The following is a 23,407-nucleotide window of genomic DNA, read 5'->3' as shown; positions in this document are numbered from 1 at the left end:
CATCTGACCCTCGCCCGCCACACGGCAACCCGAGGACCGCCACCCGCCGAGCCCGTCCAGCACCACCGCACCCGTCCCGGGCGGGACCGATCCCCATCTGACCCTCGCCCGCCACACGGCAACCCGAGGACCGCCACCCGCCGAGCCCGTCCAGCACCACCGCACCCGTCCCGGGCGGGACCGATCCCCGTCTGACTCTCGCCCACCGCACGGCAGCCCCAGGACCCTCAGACGCCGAGCCCGTCCAGGACCACCGCGCCCGGCAGTTCGGCGAAGGCCTTGCCCGGGACGAGGAGCTTGCCGCGGCGGCGTCCGCTGCCCACCAGTACCCATGGCAGGTCGACGACGGCGGAGTCCACCAGGACCGGCCAGGCGGCGGGGAGCCCGATCGGGGTGATCCCGCCGTACTCCATGCCGGTCTCCCCCACCGCCGTGTCCATCGCCGCGAAGGACGCCTTGCGGGCGCCCAGCTGCCGGCGGACCACGCCGTTGACGTCGACGCGGGTGGTGGACAGCACGACACACGCGGCGAGGGTGGTGTCCCCGCCCCGCTTGCCGGCGACGACGACGCAGTTCGCGGACTTCTCCAGCAGGTCCCGGCCGTAGTGCTCGACGAAGACGGCCGTGTCGGCCCACTGCGGGTCGGTGTCGACGTAGAGGACCTGGTCGGCGGGCACGCTGCCGCCCCAGTGGCGTACGGCGTCGGCGACCGGGCCGGTCAGCTCGTCGAGGCAGTCGGGGGCGGGGGTGGCGGTGTCGAAGTCTCCGATGGGTGCGCGCATGCCCGCACGCTAACAAGATCGGCCCGCCCCGGGCGCCGGCGTCTCAGCGCACGGGCGGGACCGAGACGGCCAGCACCCACTCCGCCGGGACGTCCCCCCGATTGCCGTAGGTGTGCGGGGCGTTGGCCTCGAAGGTGACGCTCGCGCCGGCCGGGACGCGGTAGTCCTCGCCCGCGACGGTGAGGGTCAGCTCGCCCGCGACGACGTGGATGATCTCGAAGGTGCCCACGGGGTGCGGGTCCGAGGAACTGCCCTCGCCCGGCATCAGCCGCCAGTCCCACATCTCCAGCGGGCCGGGCGCCTCGGTGCCGGCGAGCAGTCTGCTGTAACTGCCCGCCTCGGTGTGCCACAGCCGGACCACCTGGTCGGACGGGACGACCCGCACCCGCGGTCCCTGCGCGTAGTCGAGCAGGGTGGTCACGCTGATGCCGAGCGCGTCACCGATCTTGACGACCGTCCCGATGCTCGGGTTGGTGCGGGCCTGCTCGATCTGGATGAGCATGCCCCGGCTGACCCCCGCGCGGGCCGCGAGCACGTCCAGCGTGAAGCCGCGCACCGCGCGCCAGTGCTTGACGTTGCGCGCCAGGGACTGGGTCAGCAGGTCGAGATCCGCCACATTCCGTCCAATATCCCGAGGTCCAGTAGTGCCGAAGTCCGGCAATGCAGAAGTCCAGCAATACAGAAGTCTAATATCTTGAATGACAGAGTTCACCGCGTTGCACTACGGTGGGTGCACCCGATGGTGCACCGAACTGTACTGCGAGGAACCGTGACCGCACTCTTCGCCCTGGCCACCAGCCTGCTGTGGGGTCTGGCCGACTTCGGCGGCGGGCTGCTGACCCGCCGGGCCCCGGCGCTCACCGTCGTCATGGTGTCCCAGTCGATCGCGACCGTCGTCCTCGGCGCGATCGTGATCGCCACCGGCGGCTGGAGCGAGGCCGGCCCCCGGCTCTGGTTCGCGGTCGCCGCGGGACTCGTGGGCCCGGTGGCCCTCCTCTCCTTCTACCAGGCCCTGGCCCTCGGCCCGATGGGCGTGGTCTCCCCGCTGGCCACCCTGAGCGTGGTCGTCCCCGTCTCGGTCGGCCTGTTCCTCGGCGAACGCCCCGGCCTCCTGCAGATCGCCGGCATCGCGGTCGCCGTCCTGGGCGTGGTCCTGGCGGGCGGTCCGCAGCTGCGCGGCGCCCCGGTGCAACGGCGGGCCGTCCTGCTCACCCTGGTCGCGGCGCTCGGCTTCGGCACCGTGTTCGTACTGATCACCGAGGCCTCGACGACCCCCACCGGCCTGTTCCTCGCCCTGTTCGTGCAACGCCTGACCAATGTGGCGGCGGGCGGCGTCGCCCTGTACGCCGCCGTCCGGCGCGGTGCCCCCGCGCTCCCCGAGGGCGGACTGCGGCTCTCCGCGCTGCCGGTGTACGGCTTCGTCGGGCTCGCCGACGTCGCCGCCAACGGCACCTACGCGGTCGCCGCCCAGCACGGCCCGGTCACGGTCGCCGCCGTGCTCGCCTCGCTCTACCCCGTGGTCACGGCCCTCGCCGCCCGTGGCTTCCTGCGCGAGCGGCTGCGCGCGGTGCAGGCGGCCGGAGCGGGACTGGCCCTCCTCGGCACCCTGCTGCTGGCGACCGGCTGAGTCAGCCCCCGGGCTCCAGCCGTGCGAGCCGCTCCACCGTCTCCTCGTCCAGTTCGGACAGCGCGACCAGCTGGTCCGAGGTGACCCCGTCCGGGATCGGGACCGGCGCGGGCGTCCGCAGCGGCGGCTGCCAGCCCTCGGCGGGAGTCCAGCGTCGTACGACCTTGGCGGGCGCGCCCGCGACGACGGCGTGGTCGGGCACGGTCCCGCGCACCACGGCCCCCGCCGCGACGACGACGTTCCGCCCGATCTTCGCCCCCGGCAGGATCACCGCGCCGGTGCCGATCCAGCAGCCGGGCCCGATCCGCACCGGCTCCATGCGCGGCCACTGCTTGCCGATGGGCTCGTGCGGGTCGTCGTAGGAGTGATTGGTGGACGTCACATAGACGTACGGTCCGAAGTAGCAGTCGCTGCCGATGGTGACCGTCGTGTCGGCGATGACGTGGCTGCCGCGGCCGAGGACGACACCGTCGCCGATGCGCAGGATCGGATCGGGCCCGAGGTCGAGGTCGGGCATCAGACCGGCCGTCAGGGTGACCTGCTCGCCGACGATGCAGTGCGATCCGATGTGGATCCAGGGTTCGCCGAAGACCGTGCCGAGCGGGAAGGCGAGCCGGGTCGCCGGGCCGATCGAGCCGAAGCGCAGCCGGCCGGGCCGCTCGGCGGTCACGGAGCCGGTGCGCTGCACCCACGCCCAGCCCGCGTGGACGACGCGCTGCGCGAGGCGGCCCCGCCAGGATGAGAACGTGTTCTTGCGCTTCGGCACCCGCTCACCGTACTCACCGGTCACCTCCGGGATACGGCCCCGGGCCTGTGATCTTCGCCCCACCGGCTGGCGTACGGTACGACGGGCACGAGGCCATGAAGCCACCAGGAGAGGGTGAGACCGTGACGACGCACAAGGCGCTGATCGTGGGTATCGGAGGCAGGGAACCGAAGATCGACGCGGAGGCGTTCGTCGCGCCGACGGCCTCGGTCGTCGGGGACGTGACGCTGGAGGCGGGGGCGAGCGTCTGGTACGGCGCGGTCGTGCGCGGGGACGTCGAGCGGATCACCGTCCGCCGTGACGCCAACATCCAGGACAACGTGACCCTGCACGCGGACCCCGGCTTCCCGGTGACGGTCGGCGAGCGGGTCTCCGTCGGCCACAACGCGGTCGTCCACGGCGCGACCGTCGGCGACGACTGCCTGATCGGCATGGGCGCGACGGTCCTCAACGGGGCGGTGATCGGCGCGGGTTCGCTGGTCGCGGCCCAGGCCCTGGTCCCGCAGGGGATGGAGGTACCGCCGGGCTCCCTGGTGGCGGGCGTCCCGGCGAAGGTCAAGCGGGAGCTGACGGAGGAGGAGCGGCAGGGCGTCACGCTCAACGGCACCCTCTACGCGGACCTGGCCAAGGCCCACAAGGAGGTCCATGAGTGAGGGATGCGGCCGGGGCGCGCGGCTCAGTCCCCGGCCGGTACCGGTTCCGCCTCCTGCTCTGCCGCCGCCTGTGCCTTCTTGGCCTTGCGCTTGATGACGAGGAACGACGTCAGCCCGATCAGCACGGCCGCCACCAGGCCCAGGTACGAGAACCTCTTCAGCCAGGACTCCGCGACCACGCCCACGTAGTAGATGACGGCCGTGGTCCCGCCCGCCCAGATGATCCCGCCCAGCACATTGGCGATGAGGAACTTCCAGTACGGCATGTGCAGCACGCCCGCGAGCGGCCCGGCGAAGATCCGCAGCAGGGCGATGAAGCGGCCGAAGAACACGGCCCACATGCCCCACTTCTCGAAGGACCGCTCGGCCGTGGCGATGTGCCCCTCGCCGAAGTGCTTGGGGAACTTCCTGCCCAGCCAGGCCAGCAGCGGGCGTCCGCCCTTGCGGCCGATGGCGTAGCCGATGGAGTCACCGATCACCGCGCCGGCGGAGGCGACCGCGCCGAGGACGACCGGGTTGACGCCCGCGTGCTGGGAGGACAGGAGCGCGGCCGAGACCAGGATGATCTCGCCGGGCAGCGGGATGCCGAGGCTCTCCAGCCCGATGACCAGACCGACCACGGCGTAGACGGCCGCCGCGGGCACCGTGTCGAGCCACTCCTGGACGTGCACCGGCGGGCCTCCCCTTCGACATTCCCTTTGACATTCCTTGAACATCGCCTGCTGCCGGGAAGCCTACCGGTTCACCCCGGCGCGGCCGGGCCCGTGGTGGAGCGGGCTACACCATCGGCCGGGGAGCAGGGCCCCTCGTGACGACGCCCCGGGCACGTGATCGTGGTCGGTGAGGACACCACCGCGATCCGCGCCGTGAAGAAGGGACCCCTTCCATGCCCGTCACCCTGCCCGTGCCCCGCCGGCCTCGCCCGCCCCGCCTGCCTCGCCGCCGTACCGCCGTCATCGCCTCCGCCGTCGCAGCCCTCGCGCTGACCGGCGGCCTGCTCACCGGCTGCGAGTTCGGTGACACGGTCGACTGCCTGTCGAACGCGGACGACATCACGGACAGCATCACGGCGATCAACAAGGCGGGCGCGGACGCGATCGAGGACCCCACGAGGACGGAGGACTCCATCGCCACGATCGAGAAGAACCTCGACAAGATCAACGACAAGTCGGACGACGGCAAGGTCGACAAGGCGGTGGACAAGCTCAACCGGGCGATCAAGGACTACAACCGCGACATCCTCGACGGCCGCACCCCGGACTCCTCCGCGATCGACAAGGCGTCCGCCGAACTGAGGGACGTCTGCACCTCCTAGCCCCCACGCGCCCCCTGCCCTGTACGACGGCCCGCCGCCGGGGATCCGGTCGTGGCACCCGGTATCTCAGGGGGAAAGAGCGCGGGACGGCGGGACGGAGTCCGGCAGCTCGGCAGGGGGGCGGGAGCCGACCCCGGTGCGGGAGCCCGGCAGAGGGCGGGGAGCGGAGCAGGTCAGACCAGCCGACCAGCCGACGGCTGCTTCGGACAGTCCGGCGGGGGTCGGCCGACGGACGGGCTTCGGCGGCCCGGCGGGGCCCTGCCACCCGACCGGCTTCGGCGGCCCGGCGGGGCCCTGCCACCCGACCGACTTCGACAACCCAGCCGAGGTCGACCACCGACCGGCATCGGCAATCCAACCGAGGTCGACCACCGACCGGCATCGGCAATCCAACCGAGGTCGACCACCGACCGGCATCGGCAATCCAACCCGGCCCGACCACCGACCGACTTCCACAACCCAGCCCGGCCCGACCACCCAACCGACTTCCACAACCCAACCCAGGTCAACCACCGACCGGCATCGACAACCCAGCCCGGCCCGACCACCGACCGACTTCCACAACCCAGCCCGGCCCGACCACCCAACCGGCTTCGGCGGTCGGTGCGGCTTGATTACCCGACCGGATTCGGCGGCCCGGCGGCGGGCGGTGGCCCCGCCGAGCCCAGAAGCCCGACCGGCGTCCGCAGCGCGCCCGAGTCGGGCCAGCCGACCGGGACCGGCACCGCAACCGGCATCACCGGACCGACCGACCCTGGCAGCCCGACCGGTACCGGCACCGGCACGTCGAGTTCCGGGAGTCGTCGTGGCTCCTGGCTGCCGCAGCACTCCACCTGGGCGGCTCTCTTCTCGTACTCCCCTCGGGGCGCGGGCGGTGTCGGGCCGGTGTCGCGGGACAGCGGGGGGTCGGCACGCGGGGCGGGCGATCCCGCGGACGCCCCCTCCCCGGGCACCGCCGCCTCGAACTGCCACCGCTGCCCCGCCGAACCGTCCCGCTCCGTGACGACGGCCGTCGCACCCGCCCTCCCGGTGCCGGGGGCGACGAGCAGGCCGCCGTCGCGGCGCAGCAGGAGTTCCCCGCGCACGGTCAGGTCGAAGAAGACCTCGCCGGAGTGGACCACGCAGCCGGCGAGCGAGACCGCCGCACGACCGGGGTCGGCGGCCAGGCAGAGGGCCGGGGCGGCGGCGCTGCGCAACAGCCCGTCGTCCTGGTACGACCACTGCTGCGAGGCGGCCGAGGAACACACCGCGAGGACGGCCGCCGCCCCGGACTCGGCCGTACCGCCCGCGACGTCCAGACAGCGCCCCGTCGCCGCGCTGCGCAACCGGCCGTGGGCGGGCGCGGCGGAGCGGGCGGCGGAGGCGGCCGAGGGGGAGCCGGAGGGTGAGGGGTCCTTCTCCCCGGGGGTGCGGACGCCAGGTGCACCGGTCCCCGGGGTGCCTGCCCCCGGCGTGCCCGTGCCGCCGGCCGGGGCGCCCCAGGTGGCACGGGGCCCGGGGACGCCGTTGTCGTCGGACCAGCCCTTGGCGACGAGGACGGTCGCCAGCAGGGCGAGGGAGGTGAGACCGACGCCGACCAGGACGGCCTTGGGACGCCGGCCGGGCAGATCGAGCAGGCCGTTCGGTGCGATGCGGTGACGGCCCGTCGGGCGGGGTGCGGCGGCGGGCCGGGCCGGGCGGGCGCCGGACGCGCGGCGCGCGGGGCGCGAGTCGAGATAGCGGTGCGCGCCCCAGGAGAGCACGGTCTCGGCGAGCAGGGTGTCCAGTCCGCCGTCGAAGTGGCTGAGCTGCTCGGCGGCGTGCCGGCAGTGGCGGCACTGCGCGAGATGCCGGCGGACATCGGGCAGCAGGGTTCCGCCGCGGCGCAGGGGGACGTCGAGCAGGCGGTTGTAGAAGCGGCATTCGGCGGTGGGCGCGAGTTCACGGTGGGCGCGGACACAGCCCGCCCGGAATTGCTCGCGCGCCTGTTCCAGTCCGGCCGCCGCGGTGAGCTCGTCGACGCCCAGCAGACCGGCCGGTACGGATAGCGGTTCCGCTTCCACCTCGACGTGCCACAACAGACATTGGGAGGCGGCGGGAAGCAAGGAGAAAGCGCGCTCGGCGAGTTGCCGCCTTTCGGGGGTCACGGGCCGGGCGGCGCGCAGTCCGCGGCCGCCGACGGTTTTGCGCAACTCCGGCAGGACGGCGGCAAGTCCTTCGGTCCCGGCCCATTCCCGGACCGTGTTCCGCACGGCGACGAGGAGTTGGGGCCGCAGGGCGCCGCCGCTGTGCCCCTTGGCGAGCCGGCCGAACACCGTGTGGAACGCGGCGGCGGCCACGAGCCGCGCCGAGTCACCGGAGTCGGCCAGGCAGACGGCCGCGTAGTCCTGGGTGGCCCGCCAGTGCCGGGCCAGCAGCAGGGCGACCGCACGGCCGCTGTCGCCCCGGGCGAGCCGGGACGCGAGATGGGGGTCGGAATCGCCGGGAGGCCAGCCGGGGCGGGGCGGGTAAGGGGGTCGCGGGGGGTTCGGGGATTGCACGGAACCAATTCCTTCCAAGCCGGTGGACCGCCCGCGAATAGCGCGGCCACCGGAAAGCAGGTGCCTGATTGGTGCGTACCTTCGGGCCGGTCAGGTGGGGGAACCGATCCGGTCCGCGTAAGGGGAGGCTCACCTTCGCACATACGTCTCACAGGAAACAAGGAGTTCGATCGACCACAGTTCAAAGCGAGGTAATTTCAGAAAAGTTACCGCCGGTATCCGTACCCGCATTCGACATTCGGGCCGGACGGCCCGGCTCAACTTGTGGACAAGCAAAGGCCGTTGGCACACGAAATCTTCAACTTCTCGACGAGAGCCCATTCCCGGCCCGGGTGCCGCACAGGAATCTCCCAGGGGACTCCCGGGCTTCTCCCATCCCCTTCGTCCACCCTGATCCCCATGAGTACCCCCCACTCCGCACCCACGGTCCGCAAGGCGGTCGTCCCGGCGGCGGGCCTCGGCACCCGCTTCCTGCCCGCGACGAAGGCGACCCCGAAGGAGATGCTCCCGGTCGTCGACAAGCCGGCCATCCAGTACGTCGTCGAGGAGGCCGCCGCAGCCGGTCTCGACGACGTCCTCATGGTCACCGGCCGCCACAAGCGGGCCATCGAGGACCACTTCGACCACGCCTTCGAGCTGGAGCAGGCCCTCGCGGCCAAGGGCGACACCGTACGGCTGGACGCCGTGCGCGATCCGGCCCGGCTGGCCGACATCCACCACATCCGGCAGGGCGACCCGCTCGGCCTCGGCCACGCGGTGCTGTGCGCCCGCCACCACGTCGGCGACCAGCCCTTCGCCGTCCTCCTCGGCGACGACCTGATCGACCCGCGCGAGACGCTGCTCAGCCGGATGCTGGAGGTCCGCGACCGGTACGCGGGCAGTGTCGTCGCCCTCATGGAGGTCCCGCCGGAACAGGTGCACCTCTACGGCTGCGCGGCGGTCGAACCGTCCGGCGAGGACGGCGTCGTACGCGTCACGGGACTGGTGGAGAAGCCGTCACGGGAGGCGGCGCCGAGCCGGTACGCGGTCATCGGCCGCTATGTCCTCGACCCGGCGGTCTTCGACGTCCTGGAGCGCACCGGGCCCGGGCGCGGCGGCGAGATCCAGCTCACCGACGCCCTCCAGGAACTCGCCGCGGACGGCACGGTGCACGGCGTGGTCTTCTCCGGCCGCCGCTACGACACCGGCGACAAGGCCGACTACCTGCGCACGGTGGTCCGGCTGGCCTGCGACCGGCCCGACCTGGGACCGGAGTTCATGGCCTGGCTGAAGGAGTTCGTGGCGGACCTGGACCAGGGCAGAATCGGCGGAATCGGCGGAATCGGCGGGAACGGCGGGAACGGCGGGAACGGCGGGAACGGCGGGGAGAACGAGGGGAACGGGGAGAACGAGAACGGCGGGGACGGCTCCGGCCGGGAGCGACTGGCGGCTTGAGCAGACCCGGGGGACGGCGGCGGCGTACACCACGAGCCGTACACCGCCGCCGACCCCCTGGCCCGTCACCCGGGCCGATCACCCGTCCCGGCCCCGGCGGCGCCGCTCAGCCGTTGGGTCGCAGGGTCCACACGACGGTCATCTCGCCGGTGACCGCGCCGTCGGCGCGCCGTATCTCGATCGCCACCGGGAACTCGGGGCGCTCCCCCGCGTCCAGCTCGGCGACGACCTCGGCGGCCGGACGGCCCAGGGTCGCGGTCGCGGTGACCGCGCCCATCGCGAGCTTGCGGTAGGCGATCTCGGCGCGGACGGCGAGCGGCACGGCACGCGCGAGCTGGTCCCCGAACGCGGCCAGCACGATCGCGCCACTGGCGGACTCACCGAGCGTGAACATCGCACCGGCGTGCGGGCCGCCCACGTGGTTGTGGAAGTCGCCCTGGTCCGGCAGGGCGACCACGGCCCGGTCCCGGCCGGTCTCGACGAACTCCAGGTTGAGGGTCCGGGCCATGGGCACGGTGGCGGCGAGCATCTCGCCGATGGACATCTGGTCTGCGCTCATGCCGCGATGTTACCCATGAGTAGCCTCACTGGCCAGGACCGGTTCGATGATCGCCGTATGCTTGCCGCCCATGTGGCCAGGAGAGCAACCGCCGGCCGGCGGACCCGGCGGACCCGCGCAGCCGAACCCCTACGCGCAGCCCGGCCCTCAGGGGCGGCAGCCGGCCTGGAACCCGCCGACGGGGCCCCCGGCGCCCCCGCCCTCCGGCGGCTCCCGGACGAAGGTGGTGGCCGCCGCCGTGGCCGGCGCGGTGCTGGTGGCGGCCGTCGTGACGGGAGCCGTCCTGCTGATCGGCGGGAGCGGCGAGCCCGGCCCCGCCCCCGCCTCCTCGTCCGCCTCCGCCTCGGCGGACCCGCGGGCCGACGCCACCTCCGGGCCGACCGTCGCGGGCTGGAAGGTCGTGGTGAACCCGGAGCGGGGCATCGCCTTCGACGTACCGGCGGACTGGGCCCTGAAGTCGACGAGTTGGGTGTCGTACGTCGCGGAGGACGACGATCCGGACGACACCCCGCTGGTCGGGATGAAGGCCCCGGCCGTGCTCCGGGAGAAGTGGTGCACGTCCGACGACGACCGCGACGGCAAGGCGGACGACACCTCCCTGGCCAGCGCGGGCAGCCGGGGCAACGACGGCGCGAAGAGCACCGGGCAGATCGCGAAGGCCGACTCGGCGGCGTGGGTCTACGGCGCCTACGCCCAGCCCGACCACGCCAAGGTCACGACCGGTCCGGTGACGTCCTTCACCACCGCCTCGGGGCTCGAGGGCTCGGTCGCCACCTCCCGTTCCTCCGGCGTGGACCGGAAGGGCACGTGCGATTCGGACGGCAAGGCCACCACCTTCGCCTTCCGGACGCCGGACGGGGACCTGGCCTCGTGGTCGTTCGTCGGCGCGAGCGGGGTCGACGAGGAGGTCCCGGACGCCACCGTCCGGAAGATCATGGGCACGGTGCGCGTCTTCGAGCCGTCCGGTTCCTGAGGCGGTACGGCCCCGTCGAGGGGCGGTGACCACACCGCGCCCCGGACGGCACTAGGGTTTCAGGCCATGTGGCCAGGAAACCAGCCGCCCGGGGGAGAGCAGAACCCGCAGGCGCAGAACAATCCGTATCAGCAGCCGGGATACCAGCAGCCGAATCCGTACCAGCAGCCCGGCTACCAGCAGACCGGTCAGCCGGGGCAGCCCGGACAGCCCGGCCCCGGACAGCCCAACCCCTATGGTCAGCAACCCCAGTGGGGTGCGCCGACGGCCGTGGGCGGACCCCAGCCCGCACCCGGCGGCGGGGGTGGCGGCGGCGACCGCACGAAGCTGGTCGCGATCATCGCCGCGACGGCGGTGGTCGTGGCCGCCGGTGTCACCGGCTATCTGGTGCTGGGCGCCAAGGACGACGGCAAGGGCGACGTGGCCAAGGGCAGCGAGAGCGCGTCGGCGTCGGCGTCCGCCTCGGCGTCCACCGGCGGCGGCACCGACGACAACCCTCGTGACAACGAGGAGGAGAAGGCGACGATCTCGGGCTGGAAGGTCGTGGTGAACCCCAAGTGGGGCCTCGCCTTCGACGTGCCGGCCGACTGGGAGGTCGAGAAGCCGGGCGTCGGCCGGGGCTTCGAGTGGGAGGACAAGAAGGAGCCCAGCGGCTACGGCTCGATCCTGATGTCGGGGGTGGCCGAGTACAAGTCCAAATGGTGCGGCACGGACAGCGACAAGGACGGCAAGACCGACTACACGGCGCTGGCGATGGTCGGCACCAAGGGCGCCGAGGGTGCCAAGAACACCGACGAGATCGCCGTCAACACCCCGGCGTGGTGGGTCTTCGGCGGCTACACCGAGCCGGACAAGAAGAGCCTCACCTTCGACGAGAAGGCGACCCCGTTCACCACCGCCTCCGGCATCGAGGGCAGCTACGCCTGGGCCCAGTCGACGAACACGCCCCAGAAGGGCACGTGCGACAGCGACGGCAAGGCGATCACGTTCGGCTTCAAGAACTCCAAGGGCGACTACGTGTCGTGGAACTGGTTCGGCGCCAAGGGCGTCAAGGACGAGGTCCCGAAGGCGACGGTCATGCAGATCCTGAGCACCGTGCGCTGGCACGGGGAGCCCACGGCGAACTGAGCGGACGGCCGGATCCCCCGGGATGCGCCCGACGGACAATCCGTTTGGCACACCGGGGGCCGGGCGGGGATAGTCGGCCGGTGACCCCATCCGCCGACACCCCCCGCCGCCTGCGCAGACCCGCCTGGGCGGGCCGCAACTACAGCCTGCTGACCGCCGCCGCGTTCGTGACGAACCTGGGCAGCCACGGCGCGCTCATCGCCGCCGCGTTCGCCGTCCTGCAGTCGGGCGGCGACGGCGGTGACGTGGGGCTGGTGGCCGCCGCCCGCACCCTGCCGCTGGTGCTGTTCCTGCTGATCGGCGGCGCGGTCGCCGACCGGCTGCCCCGGCACCGGGTGATGGTCGCCGCCAACACTCTGAACTGTCTCTCGCAGGGCGCCTTCGCGGCCCTGGTCCTGCTCGGCGAGCCCCGGCTCTGGCAGATGATGCTGCTGACCGCGCTCGGCGGCACCGGCCAGGCGTTCTTCTCGCCCGCGGCCGAGGGCATGCTGCTCTCCTCCGTCCGGGGCGAACAGGCGGGGCGGGCGTTCGCGGTGTTCCGGATGGCGATGCAGGGCGCGGGCCTCGGCGGTGCCGCCCTCGGTGGGGCGCTGGTCGCCGTGATCGGCCCCGGCTGGGTCCTCGCGGCGGACGCGGCCGCCTTCGCGCTCGCGGGCTCCCTGCGCTCCTTCCTCGACGTACGGGACCTGCCCGCGCGCGAGGCGGGCGGCGGGATGCTCGCCGACCTGCGGGAGGGCTGGCAGGAGTTCCGGAGCCGGCCCTGGCTGTGGGGCATCGTCCTGCAGTTCTCGCTCGCGAACGCCGTCGTGGCCGCGGCGGACGCGGTCTACGGCCCCCTCGTCGCCCGGGACCACCTGGGCGGGGCGGGCCCCTGGGGACTGGCCCTGGGCTGCTTCGGCGCCGGCACGGTGGTCGGCGCTTTCCTGATGACCCGCTGGAAACCCCGCCGCCTCCTCCTCGTCGGCACCCTCTGCGTCTTCCCCCTGGCCCTCCCCTCCGCGGCCCTCGCCGTCCCCGTACCCATCGGCGCCCTGTGCGCGGTGATGTTCGCGACCGGGGTGACGCTGGAGGTGTTCGGGGTGTCGTGGATGACCTCGCTGCACCAGGAGATCCCCGAGGACAAGCTCTCCCGGGTCTGTGCCTACGACTGGTTCGGGTCGGTGGCGATGGTGCCGGTCGCGACGGCGCTCGCGGGGCCGGCCGAGTCCGCCTTCGGGCGTACGGCCGCCCTGTGGGGGTGTGCCGTCCTGGTCGTCGTGGTCACCGCGGCGGTGCTGTGTGTGCCGGACGTACGGAACCTCACCCGACGGGGCGGGAAGCCGGTGACGGGCGGGAGCGCGGCCGTGGACAGCGAAGCGGACGGCGACCGGAGTCCGGTGCGCTGAGGCCGGCCGGGCTCAGCCGATGCCGAACGCCCCGTCCGGCGGCTCGGGGGACGGTACGGCGTCCTCGTCCCGCACCGGACGCGCGTCGCCGACGAACCGCCGTACCCCGGGGCCGTGTTCCACCCGGGCGGGGAACGCGTCGGAGGCGGTACGGCGGGCCAGGGCGGTCACGTCGACGGGGTGGTGCGCGGCGACGAGGACGGCGTTGCCGAAGCGGCGGCCCCGCAGCACGGCCGGTTCCGCGATGAGCACGAGCTCCTCGAACACGGCGGCGAAATTGGCCAGTTGGGAGCGGAGGAAGCCGAAGGGCGCCGCGTCGGCGAGGTTGGCGAGGTAGACGCCGTCGTGGCGCAGGACCCGGCCGGCCTCCCGGGCGTAGTCCAGGGAGGTCAACTGCGCGGGAACCCGGGAGCCGCCGAACACGTCCGCCACCAGCGCGTCGGCCGAGTCCCCCGGCGCCGCCTCCAGCCAGGCGCGGGCGTCGGCCGGGTGCAGCGCGACGCCCGAGCCGGCCGGGAGCGGCAGCTGTTCGACGACCAGCTCCAGCAGCCCCCGGTCGGCCTCGACGACGTCCTGCCGGGAGCCCGGCCGGGTGGCGGCGACGTACCGGGGCAGGGTGAGCGCGCCGCCGCCGAGGTGCAGCACGTCCAGCGGCCGCCCGGGCTCCGCCATGACGTCGAGCACATGCCCGAGCCGCCGCGCGTACTCGAACTCGAGGTGCTCCGGCTCGTCGAGATCGACGTACGACTGCGGCGCCCCGTCGACCGTCAGCAGCCAGGCCCGCTGCCGGTCGACGTCGGGCATGAGCTTGGCGGTGCCGTGGTCGACGGCGCGGCTGACGGGTAGGGACTCCACCCGTTCATTGTGCCTGGTGGGCGGAGCCCCCGAACGGGCCCGGGCGACGGGCTCCGCTCACAGCACGGCCGTCACCGTGCCCGCCCCCACGGTCCGTCCACCCTCCCGGATCGCGAACCCCAGTCCCGGCTCCAAGGGCACCTCGCGCCCCAGCTCGACGGTCATGTCGATCCGCTCCCCCGGCCGCGCGACCCCCGCCGCCCCCAGGTCGACGTCCCCCACGACGTCCGCCGTGCGGATGTAGAACTGGGGCCGGTAGCCGGTGGCGATCGCCGTCGTACGGCCCCCCTCGCGCGCGGAGAGCACGTACACCTGCGCGGAGAACCGCCGTCGCGGCACGACGCTGCCCGGCGCCGCCACCACGTGCCCGCGCCGTACGGCGTCCCGTGGCACGCCCCGCAGCAGCAGCGCCACGTTGTCCCCGGCCTGGGCCTCCTCCATCGGCTTGCCGAAGGTCTCCAGGCCGGTGACGACGGACTCCAGGCCGGCGCCGAGCACGTCGATCCGGTCGCCCACCCGTACCGTGCCCCGCTCGACGGCACCGGTGACGACGGTCCCGCGCCCGGTGATGGTGAGCACGTTCTCCACGGACAGCAGGAACGGCGCGTCCAGATACCGCTCCGGCATCGGCACGTACGTGTCCACCGCGTCGAGCAGCGCGTCGACCGACGCCGTCCAGCGCGGGTCGCCCTCCAGGGCCTTCAGCCCCGACACCCGTACGACGGGGGCCGCGTCGCCGCCGTAGCCATGCGCGGTGAGCAGGTCGCGGACCTCCAGCTCGACGAGTTCGGCCAGTTCGTCGTCGGCCCGGTCGGCCATCGTCAGGGCGACGACGATGTGGTCGACGCCCACCTGGCGGGCGAGCAGCACGTGTTCGGCGGTCTGCGGCATGATCCCGTCGAGCGCGGAGACGACGAGGATCGCCCCGTCGAGCTGTGCGGCGCCGGTGACCATGTTCTTGACGTAGTCGGCGTGGCCCGGCATGTCGACGTGCGCGTAGTGCCGGGTGTCGGTCTCGTACTCGACGTGCGCGATGTTGATGGTGATGCCGCGGGCGGCCTCCTCCGGGGCGCGGTCGATGCGGTCGAAGGGCACGAACGTGCCGGCGCCGCGGTCGGCGAGGACCTTGGTGATGGCGGCGGTCAGGGTGGTCTTGCCGTGATCGACGTGGCCCATGGTGCCGATGTTGAGATGCGGCTTGGTGCGTACGTACGCGGTCTTGGACATGGCGGTACCTCGAAGCGTCTGCGTGGAAGATCTCCGATGGGAGAGGGGACCCCGGGGAACCGGCCGACCCTCCCCCTGCGGGGTCCGCCGGACGATCCGGGGAGGGTCAGCTTCGGGCGCCGTCGAAAGCGGCCGGGTACAGCGGGACGGCAGCCTTCGGAGCATCCGCGACGGCGAATGCTGCGACGACGAAGGCGTACCGGAACATGGTCCCGATCCTCGCCGATGGTTCGTTCGGCGTCGAATGGTTTTCGGGCGGGGGGGGAACGCTCCCCGGTCGGCTAGCCCGCCGCGCCGATGTTCTTCAGCGCCTCACGGACCGTCAGCGGGGCGAAGCGGCCCCGCTCGCGGGCGAGGAAGGCGCGGACGGCGTCCGGGTCGGTCTTGGCGTACTCGCGCAGGCACCAGCCGATCGCCTTGCGGATGAAGAAGTCCGGGTGGCCGGACTGGCGCAGGCAGTAGGCGAAGAGGCGCTCGGTGTCGGTGCGGTCCTTGTAGCGGAGCTGGTGGAGCAGGGCCGTGCGGGCGACCCAGAGGTCGTCGTCGGCGATCCAGTCGTCCATGGCGGCGGTGAGCCGGGGGTCGGCCTCGACGAGGGCGCCGACGACATGCGCGGCGAGCAGGTCGACCGTGTCCCACCAGGAGGTCGTGGTGATCAGCCGGCGGGCGACGGGGAGGAACGCGGACGAGCAGCGTCCGGCGTGCCGGCGCAGATAGTCGACGGCGAAGTAGTGGTACTCGCGCTCCGGCAGGGCCCAGCAGCGCAGGGCGACGGCCGCGCAGTCGGCCTCGGCGGGCCGGGGCGTGCCCGCGAGGACGGTCCGGGACAGGGCGCGGCGCTCGGGCGTGGGCAGGCCCAGGAAGGGGGCCACGTCCTTCATGTACGCCTTCATGGCGGCGGCCCGGGCGGGGTCGGCGGCGCCCGCGTACACGGCGGTGAGGCGTGCCAGCACGGTGTCGGCGAGGGCGCTGTGCGGTACGTCGACGGGGCCCGGGCCGGTCACGGTCATGAGACGAACCATACGGCGATCACACATGTTCTTCGGTTACTGTCGCGGAATGCTCGATGCCACCACCCGCTCTGGGGGCACCGCCGCGGCCACTCCCCGGGCCGTCGCCACGGAGCTCATGGTTCCCGTGCCCCTCGTCACCGCCACCGCGCCCGCCCCTCCCCTGGCGCGCCTCGGCAGAGTGCTGCTGTCGCCCTGGTCGCGGTTCTCGCTGCTCGTCGCCCTGCTCGCGCTGGCCGGTTCGAGCGTGCTGCTGTTCGAGCCCCAGAAACTCCTCGCGGACGGCTGGCCGCCGCAGGTGGGCGGGGTGACGGCCGCCGTGGTGTTCGCGGGGGCGTACGGGCTGTGCACGGTCGCGTTCGTGCCCCGGCCGCTGCTGAACCTGGCGGCGGGGGCGGTGTTCGGCTCGGCCGTCGGGCTCGGCGCGGCGCTGGCCGGCACCGTGCTGGGCGCGGGGCTCGCGTTCGGCCTCGGCCGGGTGCTGGGTCAGGACGCGCTACGGCCGCTGCTGCGCGGCCGGCTGCTGAAGGCGGCGGACGGTCAGCTGAGCCGGCACGGGATGCGGTCGATGCTGGGGGCACGGCTGTTCCCGGGGCTGCCGTTCTGGGGCGTGAACTACGCGGCGGCCGTCTCGAGGATGCGCTGGACGCCGTACCTGGTCGCGACCGCGCTGGGCTCGATCCCGAACACGGCCGCGTACGTCGTCGCCGGCGCCCGGGCCTCGACCCCGACGTCCCCGGTCTTCCTGATCGCGCTGGCCTCGATCGCCCTGCCGACGGTGGCGGGCGCGGTGATGGCCTGGCGCAAGCGCCACCACCTGCGCCGCCCGTGACCCCGTCGGCCGCGGCACCGCCGGGCCCGTCCTCCTACACCGCCTCCTACACCGCCTCCAGGATCATCGCGTTGGCCAGTCCGCCGGCCTCGCACATCGTCTGGAGGCCGTAGCGGGCGCCCCGTTCGCGCAGGGCGTGGACGAGGGTCGTGGTCAGGCGGGTGCCGCTCGCGCCGAGCGGGTGGCCGAGGGCGATCGCGCCGCCGTGGACGTTGACCTTGGCGAGGTCGGCGCCGGTCTCCTGACGCCAGGCCAGGACGACACTGGCGAAGGCCTCGTTGACCTCGAAGAGGTCGATGTCGTCGAGGCGCAGTCCGGCGCGGCGCAGCACCTTGTCGGTCGCCGGGATCACGCCGGTGAGCATCAGCAGCGGGTCGGAGCCGGTGACGGCGAAGCTGTGCAGCCGGGCGAGCGGGCGCAGGCCGAGGCGGGCGGCGGTCTCGGAGGAGGTGATGAGCACGGCGGAGGCGCCGTCGTTGACGGGGCTGGCGTTGCCCGCGGTGATGTTCCACTCGATCTGGGGGAAGCGGGCGGCGAACGCCGGGTCGTGGTAGGCCGGCCTGAGCCCGGCGAGGATCTCCGGGGTGGTGCCGGGCCGTACGCTCTCGTCGCGCGAGACGCCGTCGACAGGGGCCACCTCGGCGTCGAAGAGGCCCTGCTGCCAGGCGTCGGCGGCCCGGTGGTGGGAGGTCGCGGCGAAGGTGTCCAACTGCTCGCGGGTGATCGACCACTTGGCGGCGATGAGTTCGGCGCTGATGCCCTGTGGGACGAGTCCGTCGGGGTAGCGCTCGGCGACCCCGGGGCCGAAGGGGTCCTTGCCGGGCGGCACGTTGGACCACATCGGGACCCGGCTCATCGACTCGACCCCGCAGGCGACGACGAGGTCGTAGGCGCCGGCCAGCACGCCTTGCGCGGCGAAGTGCACCGCCTGCTGGGAGGAACCGCACTGGCGGTCCACGGTGGTCGCGGGGACCGACTCCGGGAAGCCCGCCGAGAGGGCGGCGTAGCGGGTGATGTTCATGGCCTGCTCGCCGACCTGGTCGACGGTGCCGCCGATGACGTCGTCGATCAGCGCGGGGTCGACGCCGGAGCGTTCGACGAGGGCGCGCAGGGTGTGGGCGAGGAGTTCGACGGGGTGGACGTGCGCGAGGGAACCGTTCGGCCTGCCCTTGCCGATCGGGGTGCGTACGGCTTCGACGATGACTGCGTCCCGCATGGACGGCCTCCGCGACTACTGGTGAGTAGGAAATTCAAACTCACCATAACCCTGTGAGTTTGAAAATCCAACTCACTGAGTCTGCTTTTCCAACCCTCCCCTAGACTGAGCGGCATGGCCGCCTCCCCGAGCTCCAGAGACCCGCGCCCCTGCTCGATCGCGGACGCCCTCGCCCTCGTCGGCGAGAAGTACTCCCTGCTCGTCCTGCGGGAGGTCTGCCTGGGCAACGGCCGCTTCGACCAGCTGGTCCGCAACATCGGCGCCCCGCGCGACGTCCTGGCCACCCGGCTGCGCCGGCTCGTCGACGCCGGGATCCTCACCAAGGAGGCCTACAGCGAACGCCCGCAGCGCTTCGCGTACCGGGCCACACCGGCGGGGCTGGAACTGGAGCCGGTCCTGATGACCCTGATGGCCTGGGGCGACCGCCACCTGCGCCGGGACGACGACCGGCCGATGGTGATCGAGCACATCTGCGGCCACGAACTGCTCCCGGTGGTCACCTGCCCGGCCTGCGGCGGTGAGGTCCGCCACGAGGACCTCACCGCCCATCCGCAGGCCCCGGGGTGGACGGTGTCGGGCCCGACGGCGGCCTAGGTCCCCGGGCACGGTCCCCCACGACGCCGCAGGGCCCGCCCTTCGGACGGACGACGGGACCTTGCGGACACGGCCCGGCGTCCGGGCGGGCGACCGGGGCGGTCGGTTCACGCGTGCGCGTGGCAGAACGCGCGCACGGCCCGGTTGAAGCGCTCCGGCGTCTCCAGGTTCGCGAGATGGCCCGCGCCCGGGAGTACCACCAGTTCACTGTGGGGCAGGGCCGCCCGGAAGGCACGGGCGACTCCCAGGGGTGAGCGCGCGTCGCGTTCGCCCCACACCAGCAGCACGGGCACGCCGATCGCGGGCAGCAGGTCGCGCTGGTCGGCCTCGGCCATCAGGGCCAGCTGCGCCCGAAGCGTCCCGGGCCGGACGTCCTCCGCCATCGCGTCGAGCAGCGGGACGGCGGCGGCGGGCGGGTCACCGGCGAACAGCCCCGGCACCGTCGGATCGAACCGCTCCGGAGGCATCGCGAGCATCCGCCGGACGCCCTCGACGCGGGCCGCGACCTCCTCGGGCGGCAGCGACCCCTTCCAGCCCGCGTAGGTGTCGGCCAGGATCAGCGCGCCGACCAGGTCCGGATGGTGCCGGTACAGCTCCAGGACGACCGTGCCGCCCCAGGACAGCCCCGCGACCGCGGCCGGGCCGAGCGCCAGCTCCTCGATCAGCGCGGCGAGGCAGTGCGCGAAGTCCGCGAGCCCGAAGCCGGCGGGCAGCTCGGAGGACCGCCCCGCGCCCGGTTCGTCCCAGGCGACGACCGTGAACGCGTCGGCGAGAGCGTCGAGTTGCGGCCGCCACATCCGCCCGTCGAGCCCCGCCCCGTGGACGAGCACGAGCGGCGGCCCGTGCCCCCGCCGCTCATAGGCCACCTCGACGCCACCGATCAGCACCGTCGCCATGGGACCAGGCTAGGACCCGGCCCCGCGCGACGCCCTCCGGGAAGGCGTCAGGCCCGCGCGGCGCTCTCCGCGAGGTCGAAGACCGTCTCGCACTCGGCGCACGTCACCCGGCCGAACAGACGGGCCAGCCACTCGGCCGCCTCGTCCTGCCCGGCCCGCAGGGCCATCGCGTGCAGCCGCGCGCCGATGCCGGTCAGCAAGCCGGGGTCGGCCGGATGGAACACGGCCGTGCAGTCGTCCAGGTACTCCCCCACCATGACCTCGGTGAGGGCCTCGCACTCCGGGCACTCGGCCTCGAACTCGTCGACGAGCCGCTCCAGTTCCGCTCCCCAGAACGGCACCCCCTCGAAGGCGAGCAGGAACTGCACGAAGTAGACGAACTCCTTCGGGTCGTCGGCCGGCACCTGCGCCATGCACTCCCGGCACACCGTGAGCAGCTCGGCGATCTCGTCCTCGTGCCGGCGCCGGTCCTCCGGCTCGGCCTCGCCGACGATGAACCCGGCCAGCGACACCGCGTCGACGCGGTCGCCGGCGGACCGCCCCGTGGCCACGTCCGCGAGCAGGGGCAGCGCGGCGAAGCTCGCCCCGTACACACTCCCCTGGTGGTACAGGTCGGACCAGATGGCGTCCCAGATCTCCTTGTCGCCCGGCCCGCCGTCGAGCCGCGCGAAGAGCGCCGGTATGTCGTCCGCGGGTCCGGCGGCGTGACTGAGCGTCGACCAGTCGGTCGTGGGGTGCGTCATGGCCGGCATTGTGCACCGGCGAGATGACGTCAGCCCTGCGGATACACGTCCAACCGCCCGCACATTCCGAACTTCCCGTGCTGGGAGGGCTGTTCCGCCCGTACGACGGCGTCGGCGAGGTGGGTGGCGTCGCCCCGCGCCAGCCGGTCGAGGTGCTCCCCCGTGTCCTCGGCCGCCGCCAGTGCACCGCGCCGCCAGCGTTCCCGCCATGCGTCGATCCGGGGCCGTACGAGCGCGGCGGCGGCCCGGTGGAAGGCGGCCAGCCCCTCGGGGGCCTCCCGCAGCGCGCGGTATCCCTCCAGGGCGAGGTCGCGCCGGGCCAGGGCGATCCGGGCCTGCTCCTCCTCGGGGGCGTCGGCCGGGATCGTGGTGGCGGCGGCGTACGCCCGCGGGTCGGCCAGGTACTCCGGGGGCAGGGTGAGGACCGCGTCGCCCGCCTCCGGCAGGCCGCCGTTCTGCATCAGCACGGTGATGCGCAGTTCGCCCTCGTCGACCAGCCGGTGGACGGTGCCCGGCGTGAACCAGGCGACGGTGCCGGGCGCGAGCGGCGTGACCTCGTACCCGGACGAGGTCAGCGTCTGCACGGCACCCCGGCCGCCCGTGACGACGTACGCCTCCGAACAGGCCAGATGCAGATGGGGGGTGCCGCCGCGCAGGCCGTCGGCGGCCGGCCAGTCGTACACGCACAGTTGCGAGAGCCCGACCCCGCCGGGCAGACCGCCGTACGCGGTCACCACGGGTGGGTGTCCAGGTACTTGGCGATCTCCTCCCGCTCCCAGGCGCCGTCGGCCACGACCACGCGGTAGCGGCGGGTGAGGGTGTCGCCCGGGGCGAGTTCCAGCTCGTCGAAGTAGGACCAGGACGGGGCGATGCCCGCGAAGGGCTCGTTGCGGACGAACCAGTGCGCGGGGTGGGCGCCGTGCGTGCCCGCGTGGTCGTTCTCGGGGGCGTGCGCGAAGACGACCGTGGCGTGGCCGTCGGTGCCGTCGTGCTCGCCGGAGAGGGCGAGCCAGGGGCTCTGCGAGGCCATGAGGCCGGGGCCCTCGCCGGCGGGGCCGATGATCCGGCCGTCACGGAAGGCCCGCGGCCCGCGCCAGAACAGGCCGGTGTAGCCGGCCAGCTCACGTCCGGCGGTGGTCGGGCTGCCGAAGCGCAGCGGCTCCTCACGCCGGTTGGTGATCGCGCTGGTCCAGGTCAGCGCCCAGGACCCGGACTCGGCGTCCACGTCGTGGATCTCGATCCGGCGGCTCTCCTCGGCCCACAGCTCGCCGCTGTACGGGTGCCAGGTCAGCCGCTCGGCGATCACGGCGCGTCCCTCGGCGGCGGAGACCTCGTCGAACCCGACGTGCGCCATCGAGCCCACCCGCTCGGGGATCGCGACGTACCCCTCCCCGTGGACGTACGAATTGCCGCCCCACAGGTTCGCGCCGGAGAGGTGCGAAGCGGTCAGCGACAGGCCCTTGTGCCAGCGGTGGTCGTTGGGCCGGTAGTCGGTGACGACGTCACCGGCGAGGGTGCGCAGCGGGTGCAGATAGGGCCGCGGCGCCTCCCAGGCCGCCTCCGGGCGGTAGACGTAGGCCAGCAGCTGGACGCCGGTGGCCGGGTCGGTCACCGTGATCCGGTCGCCGTGGGCGTGGACGAGACGCAGGGCGCCGCTCATGCGGGTACCTCCGCGTCCACCGCGGCCGTGCGGGGCGCCCAGCCGGGGGCTCCGCCGTGCAGGGCCGTGTAGTACGGGTCGCCGGGGCCGATCTCCCCGCGCCGGACCGTGGTGTCCGTGAAGGCGGACTTGTACAGCGCGGTGATCAGCTCCAGGCTGGTCCGCCCGTCCGCGCCGCTGCTGCGCGGCCGCTCACCGGCGCGCATGCTGGCGACCAGCTCCCGCAGCTGCGCCAGGTGCGAGCTGGGCACGTCGGTGCCGAAGTCCTGCCAGGCGGCCACCTCGTCACCGCTCACACCCGGGGCCGGGGTGATGCGCCAGTCGGCGTTGGAGTGGCCGTAGAGGTGGGTGAGCTCGACGGTGGCGCGCTCGCAGTCGATGCGGATGCGGCTGACCTCGTCCGGGCTCAGGACGCTGTTGACGACCGTCGCCATGGCGCCGTTCTCGAACCGGAGCAGGGCCGTCGACACGTCCTCGGTCTCGACGTCGTGGACGAGCCGGCCGGCCATGGCGCGCACCTCGCTCCACGGCCCGAGGATGTCGAGCAGCAGATCCATCTGGTGGATCCCGTGGCCCATCGCGGGACCGCCGCCCTCGGTCTGCCAGCGGCCCCGCCAGGGCACCGCGTAGTAGGCGGTGTCGCGGTACCAGGTGGTCTGGCAGTGCGCGACGAGCGGCCGCCCGAGGGCGCCGTCGGCGAGGAGCCGCTTCACATGCCGGGTGCCGGAGCCGAACCGGTGCTGGAAGACGATCGAGGAGTACGGCCCGTGCTCCACGCCCTCCTCGGCCTGGACGGCGTCGTAGTCGGCGAGGGTCGGCACCGGCGGCTTCTCGCACCACACCCAGGCACCGGCCCGCAGCGCGGCGACGCTCTGCTCGCGGTGCAGGGTCGGCGGGGTGCAGATGGTCACCAGATCGGGGCGCTGCTCGGCGAGCATCCGCTCCAGATCGGTGTAGCCGTGCGGAACCCCGCCCTCCGCGCAGAACGCCTCGACCGCCGCGGCATCGATGTCAACGGCCGCGACCACCTCGGTCTCCCCCTCGGCGGCGAGCTGCCTGAGGGCCGAGAGATGGGAGCCGCGCCCGATGGCACCGGTCCCGACGACGGCGGCCCGGACGGGACGGCCGGAGAGCGGTGTGGTGGGGGACATGGGCGTGATCAGCACTCCTCCGAGGTACGGCCCGAAGGACCGGTGAGCGGCAAACGGAGCAGCAAGCACGCTCAGCAAGCGC

24 protein-coding genes are annotated in these 23,407 nt (G+C 73.4%); 9 read left to right on the top strand and 15 right to left on the bottom strand.

Annotated features, from left to right (window positions below):
• Positions 1–227: 227 nt before the first annotated feature.
• Together ABZ490_RS25745 and ABZ490_RS25740 are read right to left on the bottom strand one after the other, a co-directional pair.
• Positions 228–782, bottom strand: coding sequence for a YbaK/EbsC family protein (locus ABZ490_RS25745; RefSeq protein ID WP_358994246.1), 555 nt, complete (start codon positions 780–782; stop codon positions 228–230).
• 43 nt (positions 783–825) lie between these two features.
• A complete protein-coding gene (locus ABZ490_RS25740) occupies positions 826–1,398 on the bottom strand; it encodes an XRE family transcriptional regulator (RefSeq protein ID WP_358994244.1) in 573 nt (190 codons plus the stop codon).
• A 153-nt stretch (positions 1,399–1,551) separates the two neighbouring features.
• On the opposite strand from ABZ490_RS25740, the gene ABZ490_RS25735 reads away from it, so the two are divergent.
• Entirely contained in the window at positions 1,552–2,409 is an 858-nt protein-coding gene (locus tag ABZ490_RS25735; RefSeq protein ID WP_358994240.1) for an EamA family transporter, read from the top strand.
• Between the two features lies 1 nt (position 2,410).
• Here ABZ490_RS25735 and ABZ490_RS25730 read toward each other — a convergent pair whose 3' ends face one another.
• Positions 2,411–3,175: an acyltransferase gene (locus ABZ490_RS25730; protein WP_358994237.1), complete on the bottom strand. Its 765-nt coding sequence runs from the start codon at positions 3,173–3,175 to the stop codon at positions 2,411–2,413.
• Positions 3,176–3,297: 122 nt separating this feature from the next.
• Here ABZ490_RS25730 and ABZ490_RS25725 point away from each other — a divergent pair, with 122 nt between their 5' ends.
• Positions 3,298–3,828: a gamma carbonic anhydrase family protein gene (locus ABZ490_RS25725; protein WP_358994234.1), complete on the top strand. Its 531-nt coding sequence runs from the start codon at positions 3,298–3,300 to the stop codon at positions 3,826–3,828.
• A gap of 23 nt (positions 3,829–3,851) precedes the next feature.
• On the opposite strand, the gene ABZ490_RS25720 is transcribed toward ABZ490_RS25725, so the two are convergent.
• Positions 3,852–4,499: a DedA family protein gene (locus ABZ490_RS25720; RefSeq protein WP_358994231.1), complete on the bottom strand. Its 648-nt coding sequence runs from the start codon at positions 4,497–4,499 to the stop codon at positions 3,852–3,854.
• Between the two features lie 215 nt (positions 4,500–4,714).
• On the opposite strand from ABZ490_RS25720, the gene ABZ490_RS25715 reads away from it, so the two are divergent.
• Positions 4,715–5,143, top strand: a complete 429-nt coding sequence (locus ABZ490_RS25715; protein ID WP_358994229.1) for a hypothetical protein — start codon at positions 4,715–4,717, stop codon at positions 5,141–5,143.
• 614 nt (positions 5,144–5,757) lie between these two features.
• On the opposite strand, the gene ABZ490_RS25710 is transcribed toward ABZ490_RS25715, so the two are convergent.
• Positions 5,758–7,662 (bottom strand): RICIN domain-containing protein, encoded by a 1,905-nt coding sequence (locus ABZ490_RS25710; RefSeq protein ID WP_358994226.1) that lies wholly within the window; start codon positions 7,660–7,662, stop codon positions 5,758–5,760.
• Between the two features lie 399 nt (positions 7,663–8,061).
• Here ABZ490_RS25710 and galU point away from each other — a divergent pair, with 399 nt between their 5' ends.
• A complete protein-coding gene (gene galU, locus ABZ490_RS25705) occupies positions 8,062–9,096 on the top strand; it encodes a UTP--glucose-1-phosphate uridylyltransferase GalU (RefSeq protein WP_358994223.1) in 1,035 nt (344 codons plus the stop codon).
• A gap of 106 nt (positions 9,097–9,202) precedes the next feature.
• Here the strand turns inward: galU and ABZ490_RS25700 are convergent, their stop codons facing one another.
• Positions 9,203–9,640 carry a DUF4442 domain-containing protein gene (locus ABZ490_RS25700; protein WP_358994374.1) on the bottom strand — a complete coding sequence of 146 codons (438 nt, stop codon included), beginning with the start codon at positions 9,638–9,640 and terminating at the stop codon, positions 9,203–9,205.
• 85 nt (positions 9,641–9,725) lie between these two features.
• Between ABZ490_RS25700 and ABZ490_RS25695 the strand changes: the two genes are divergently transcribed.
• The 3 genes from ABZ490_RS25695 to ABZ490_RS25685 all read left to right on the top strand — a co-directional run bounded on the left by ABZ490_RS25695 (position 9,726) and on the right by ABZ490_RS25685 (position 13,141).
• Complete coding sequence (locus ABZ490_RS25695) at positions 9,726–10,628, top strand: hypothetical protein (protein ID WP_358994221.1); 903 nt, start codon at positions 9,726–9,728, stop codon at positions 10,626–10,628.
• A 66-nt stretch (positions 10,629–10,694) separates the two neighbouring features.
• Complete coding sequence (locus ABZ490_RS25690) at positions 10,695–11,756, top strand: hypothetical protein (protein ID WP_358994218.1); 1,062 nt, start codon at positions 10,695–10,697, stop codon at positions 11,754–11,756.
• A gap of 80 nt (positions 11,757–11,836) precedes the next feature.
• Positions 11,837–13,141, top strand: coding sequence for an MFS transporter (locus ABZ490_RS25685; protein WP_358994216.1), 1,305 nt, complete (start codon positions 11,837–11,839; stop codon positions 13,139–13,141).
• Positions 13,142–13,153: 12 nt separating this feature from the next.
• Here the strand turns inward: ABZ490_RS25685 and ABZ490_RS25680 are convergent, their stop codons facing one another.
• The 3 genes from ABZ490_RS25680 to ABZ490_RS25670 all read right to left on the bottom strand — a co-directional run bounded on the left by ABZ490_RS25680 (position 13,154) and on the right by ABZ490_RS25670 (position 16,233).
• Entirely contained in the window at positions 13,154–13,945 is a 792-nt protein-coding gene (locus tag ABZ490_RS25680) for a fused MFS/spermidine synthase (RefSeq protein WP_358994371.1), read from the bottom strand.
• Between the two features lie 108 nt (positions 13,946–14,053).
• Positions 14,054–15,223: an elongation factor Tu gene (gene tuf, locus ABZ490_RS25675; RefSeq protein WP_358994214.1), complete on the bottom strand. Its 1,170-nt coding sequence runs from the start codon at positions 15,221–15,223 to the stop codon at positions 14,054–14,056.
• 281 nt (positions 15,224–15,504) lie between these two features.
• Positions 15,505–16,233, bottom strand: coding sequence for a DNA alkylation repair protein (locus ABZ490_RS25670; RefSeq protein WP_358994212.1), 729 nt, complete (start codon positions 16,231–16,233; stop codon positions 15,505–15,507).
• Positions 16,234–16,282: 49 nt separating this feature from the next.
• On the opposite strand from ABZ490_RS25670, the gene ABZ490_RS25665 reads away from it, so the two are divergent.
• A complete protein-coding gene (locus ABZ490_RS25665; protein WP_358994209.1) occupies positions 16,283–17,065 on the top strand; it encodes a TVP38/TMEM64 family protein in 783 nt (260 codons plus the stop codon).
• Between the two features lie 46 nt (positions 17,066–17,111).
• Here ABZ490_RS25665 and ABZ490_RS25660 read toward each other — a convergent pair whose 3' ends face one another.
• Positions 17,112–18,281, bottom strand: a complete 1,170-nt coding sequence (locus ABZ490_RS25660) for a thiolase family protein (protein ID WP_358994206.1) — start codon at positions 18,279–18,281, stop codon at positions 17,112–17,114.
• 114 nt (positions 18,282–18,395) lie between these two features.
• On the opposite strand from ABZ490_RS25660, the gene ABZ490_RS25655 reads away from it, so the two are divergent.
• Positions 18,396–18,875, top strand: coding sequence for a helix-turn-helix domain-containing protein (locus ABZ490_RS25655; RefSeq protein ID WP_358994203.1), 480 nt, complete (start codon positions 18,396–18,398; stop codon positions 18,873–18,875).
• Between the two features lie 107 nt (positions 18,876–18,982).
• On the opposite strand, the gene ABZ490_RS25650 is transcribed toward ABZ490_RS25655, so the two are convergent.
• The 5 genes from ABZ490_RS25650 to ABZ490_RS25630 are packed head-to-tail and all read right to left on the bottom strand — an operon-like array spanning position 18,983 to position 23,325.
• Positions 18,983–19,771 (bottom strand): alpha/beta hydrolase, encoded by a 789-nt coding sequence (locus ABZ490_RS25650; RefSeq protein WP_358994201.1) that lies wholly within the window; start codon positions 19,769–19,771, stop codon positions 18,983–18,985.
• Between the two features lie 47 nt (positions 19,772–19,818).
• Positions 19,819–20,514 (bottom strand): hypothetical protein, encoded by a 696-nt coding sequence (locus tag ABZ490_RS25645; protein WP_358994198.1) that lies wholly within the window; start codon positions 20,512–20,514, stop codon positions 19,819–19,821.
• Positions 20,515–20,543: 29 nt separating this feature from the next.
• Complete coding sequence (locus tag ABZ490_RS25640) at positions 20,544–21,251, bottom strand: cupin (protein ID WP_358994195.1); 708 nt, start codon at positions 21,249–21,251, stop codon at positions 20,544–20,546.
• Positions 21,245–22,174: a PmoA family protein gene (locus ABZ490_RS25635; protein ID WP_358994192.1), complete on the bottom strand. Its 930-nt coding sequence runs from the start codon at positions 22,172–22,174 to the stop codon at positions 21,245–21,247. Before ABZ490_RS25635 ends, ABZ490_RS25640 begins: the two co-directional genes overlap by 7 nt.
• A complete protein-coding gene (locus ABZ490_RS25630) occupies positions 22,171–23,325 on the bottom strand; it encodes a Gfo/Idh/MocA family oxidoreductase (RefSeq protein ID WP_358994189.1) in 1,155 nt (384 codons plus the stop codon). The genes ABZ490_RS25635 and ABZ490_RS25630 overlap by 4 nt, the downstream gene beginning before the upstream one ends.
• Positions 23,326–23,407 lie beyond the last annotated feature (82 nt).

Origin of the sequence: Streptomyces sp. NPDC005811 (assembly GCF_040630405.1) — a bacterium.
In the GTDB taxonomy this organism is placed as follows: Bacteria; Actinomycetota; Actinomycetes; order Streptomycetales; family Streptomycetaceae; genus Streptomyces.
This window is presented reverse-complemented; position numbering and strand designations above follow the sequence as displayed.

What these genes read in the sequence shown, in the direction of transcription:
- ABZ490_RS25745 (WP_358994246.1), bottom strand. Translation starts at nt 782, where the DNA reads ATGCGCGCACCCATCGGAGACTTCGACACCGCCACCCCCGCCCCCGAC.
- ABZ490_RS25715 (WP_358994229.1), top strand. Translation starts at nt 4,715, where the DNA reads ATGCCCGTCACCCTGCCCGTGCCCCGCCGGCCTCGCCCGCCCCGCCTG.
- galU (WP_358994223.1), top strand. Translation starts at nt 8,062, where the DNA reads ATGAGTACCCCCCACTCCGCACCCACGGTCCGCAAGGCGGTCGTCCCG.
- ABZ490_RS25700 (WP_358994374.1), bottom strand. Translation starts at nt 9,640, where the DNA reads ATGTCCATCGGCGAGATGCTCGCCGCCACCGTGCCCATGGCCCGGACC.
- ABZ490_RS25695 (WP_358994221.1), top strand. Translation starts at nt 9,726, where the DNA reads ATGTGGCCAGGAGAGCAACCGCCGGCCGGCGGACCCGGCGGACCCGCG.
- ABZ490_RS25690 (WP_358994218.1), top strand. Translation starts at nt 10,695, where the DNA reads ATGTGGCCAGGAAACCAGCCGCCCGGGGGAGAGCAGAACCCGCAGGCG.
- ABZ490_RS25680 (WP_358994371.1), bottom strand. Translation starts at nt 13,945, where the DNA reads ATGCCCGACGTCGACCGGCAGCGGGCCTGGCTGCTGACGGTCGACGGG.
- tuf (WP_358994214.1), bottom strand. Translation starts at nt 15,223, where the DNA reads ATGTCCAAGACCGCGTACGTACGCACCAAGCCGCATCTCAACATCGGC.
- ABZ490_RS25670 (WP_358994212.1), bottom strand. Translation starts at nt 16,233, where the DNA reads ATGACCGTGACCGGCCCGGGCCCCGTCGACGTACCGCACAGCGCCCTC.
- ABZ490_RS25665 (WP_358994209.1), top strand. Translation starts at nt 16,283, where the DNA reads ATGCTCGATGCCACCACCCGCTCTGGGGGCACCGCCGCGGCCACTCCC.
- ABZ490_RS25660 (WP_358994206.1), bottom strand. Translation starts at nt 18,281, where the DNA reads ATGCGGGACGCAGTCATCGTCGAAGCCGTACGCACCCCGATCGGCAAG.
- ABZ490_RS25655 (WP_358994203.1), top strand. Translation starts at nt 18,396, where the DNA reads ATGGCCGCCTCCCCGAGCTCCAGAGACCCGCGCCCCTGCTCGATCGCG.
- ABZ490_RS25650 (WP_358994201.1), bottom strand. Translation starts at nt 19,771, where the DNA reads ATGGCGACGGTGCTGATCGGTGGCGTCGAGGTGGCCTATGAGCGGCGG.
- ABZ490_RS25645 (WP_358994198.1), bottom strand. Translation starts at nt 20,514, where the DNA reads ATGACGCACCCCACGACCGACTGGTCGACGCTCAGTCACGCCGCCGGA.
- ABZ490_RS25635 (WP_358994192.1), bottom strand. Translation starts at nt 22,174, where the DNA reads ATGAGCGGCGCCCTGCGTCTCGTCCACGCCCACGGCGACCGGATCACG.
- ABZ490_RS25630 (WP_358994189.1), bottom strand. Translation starts at nt 23,325, where the DNA reads ATGTCCCCCACCACACCGCTCTCCGGCCGTCCCGTCCGGGCCGCCGTC.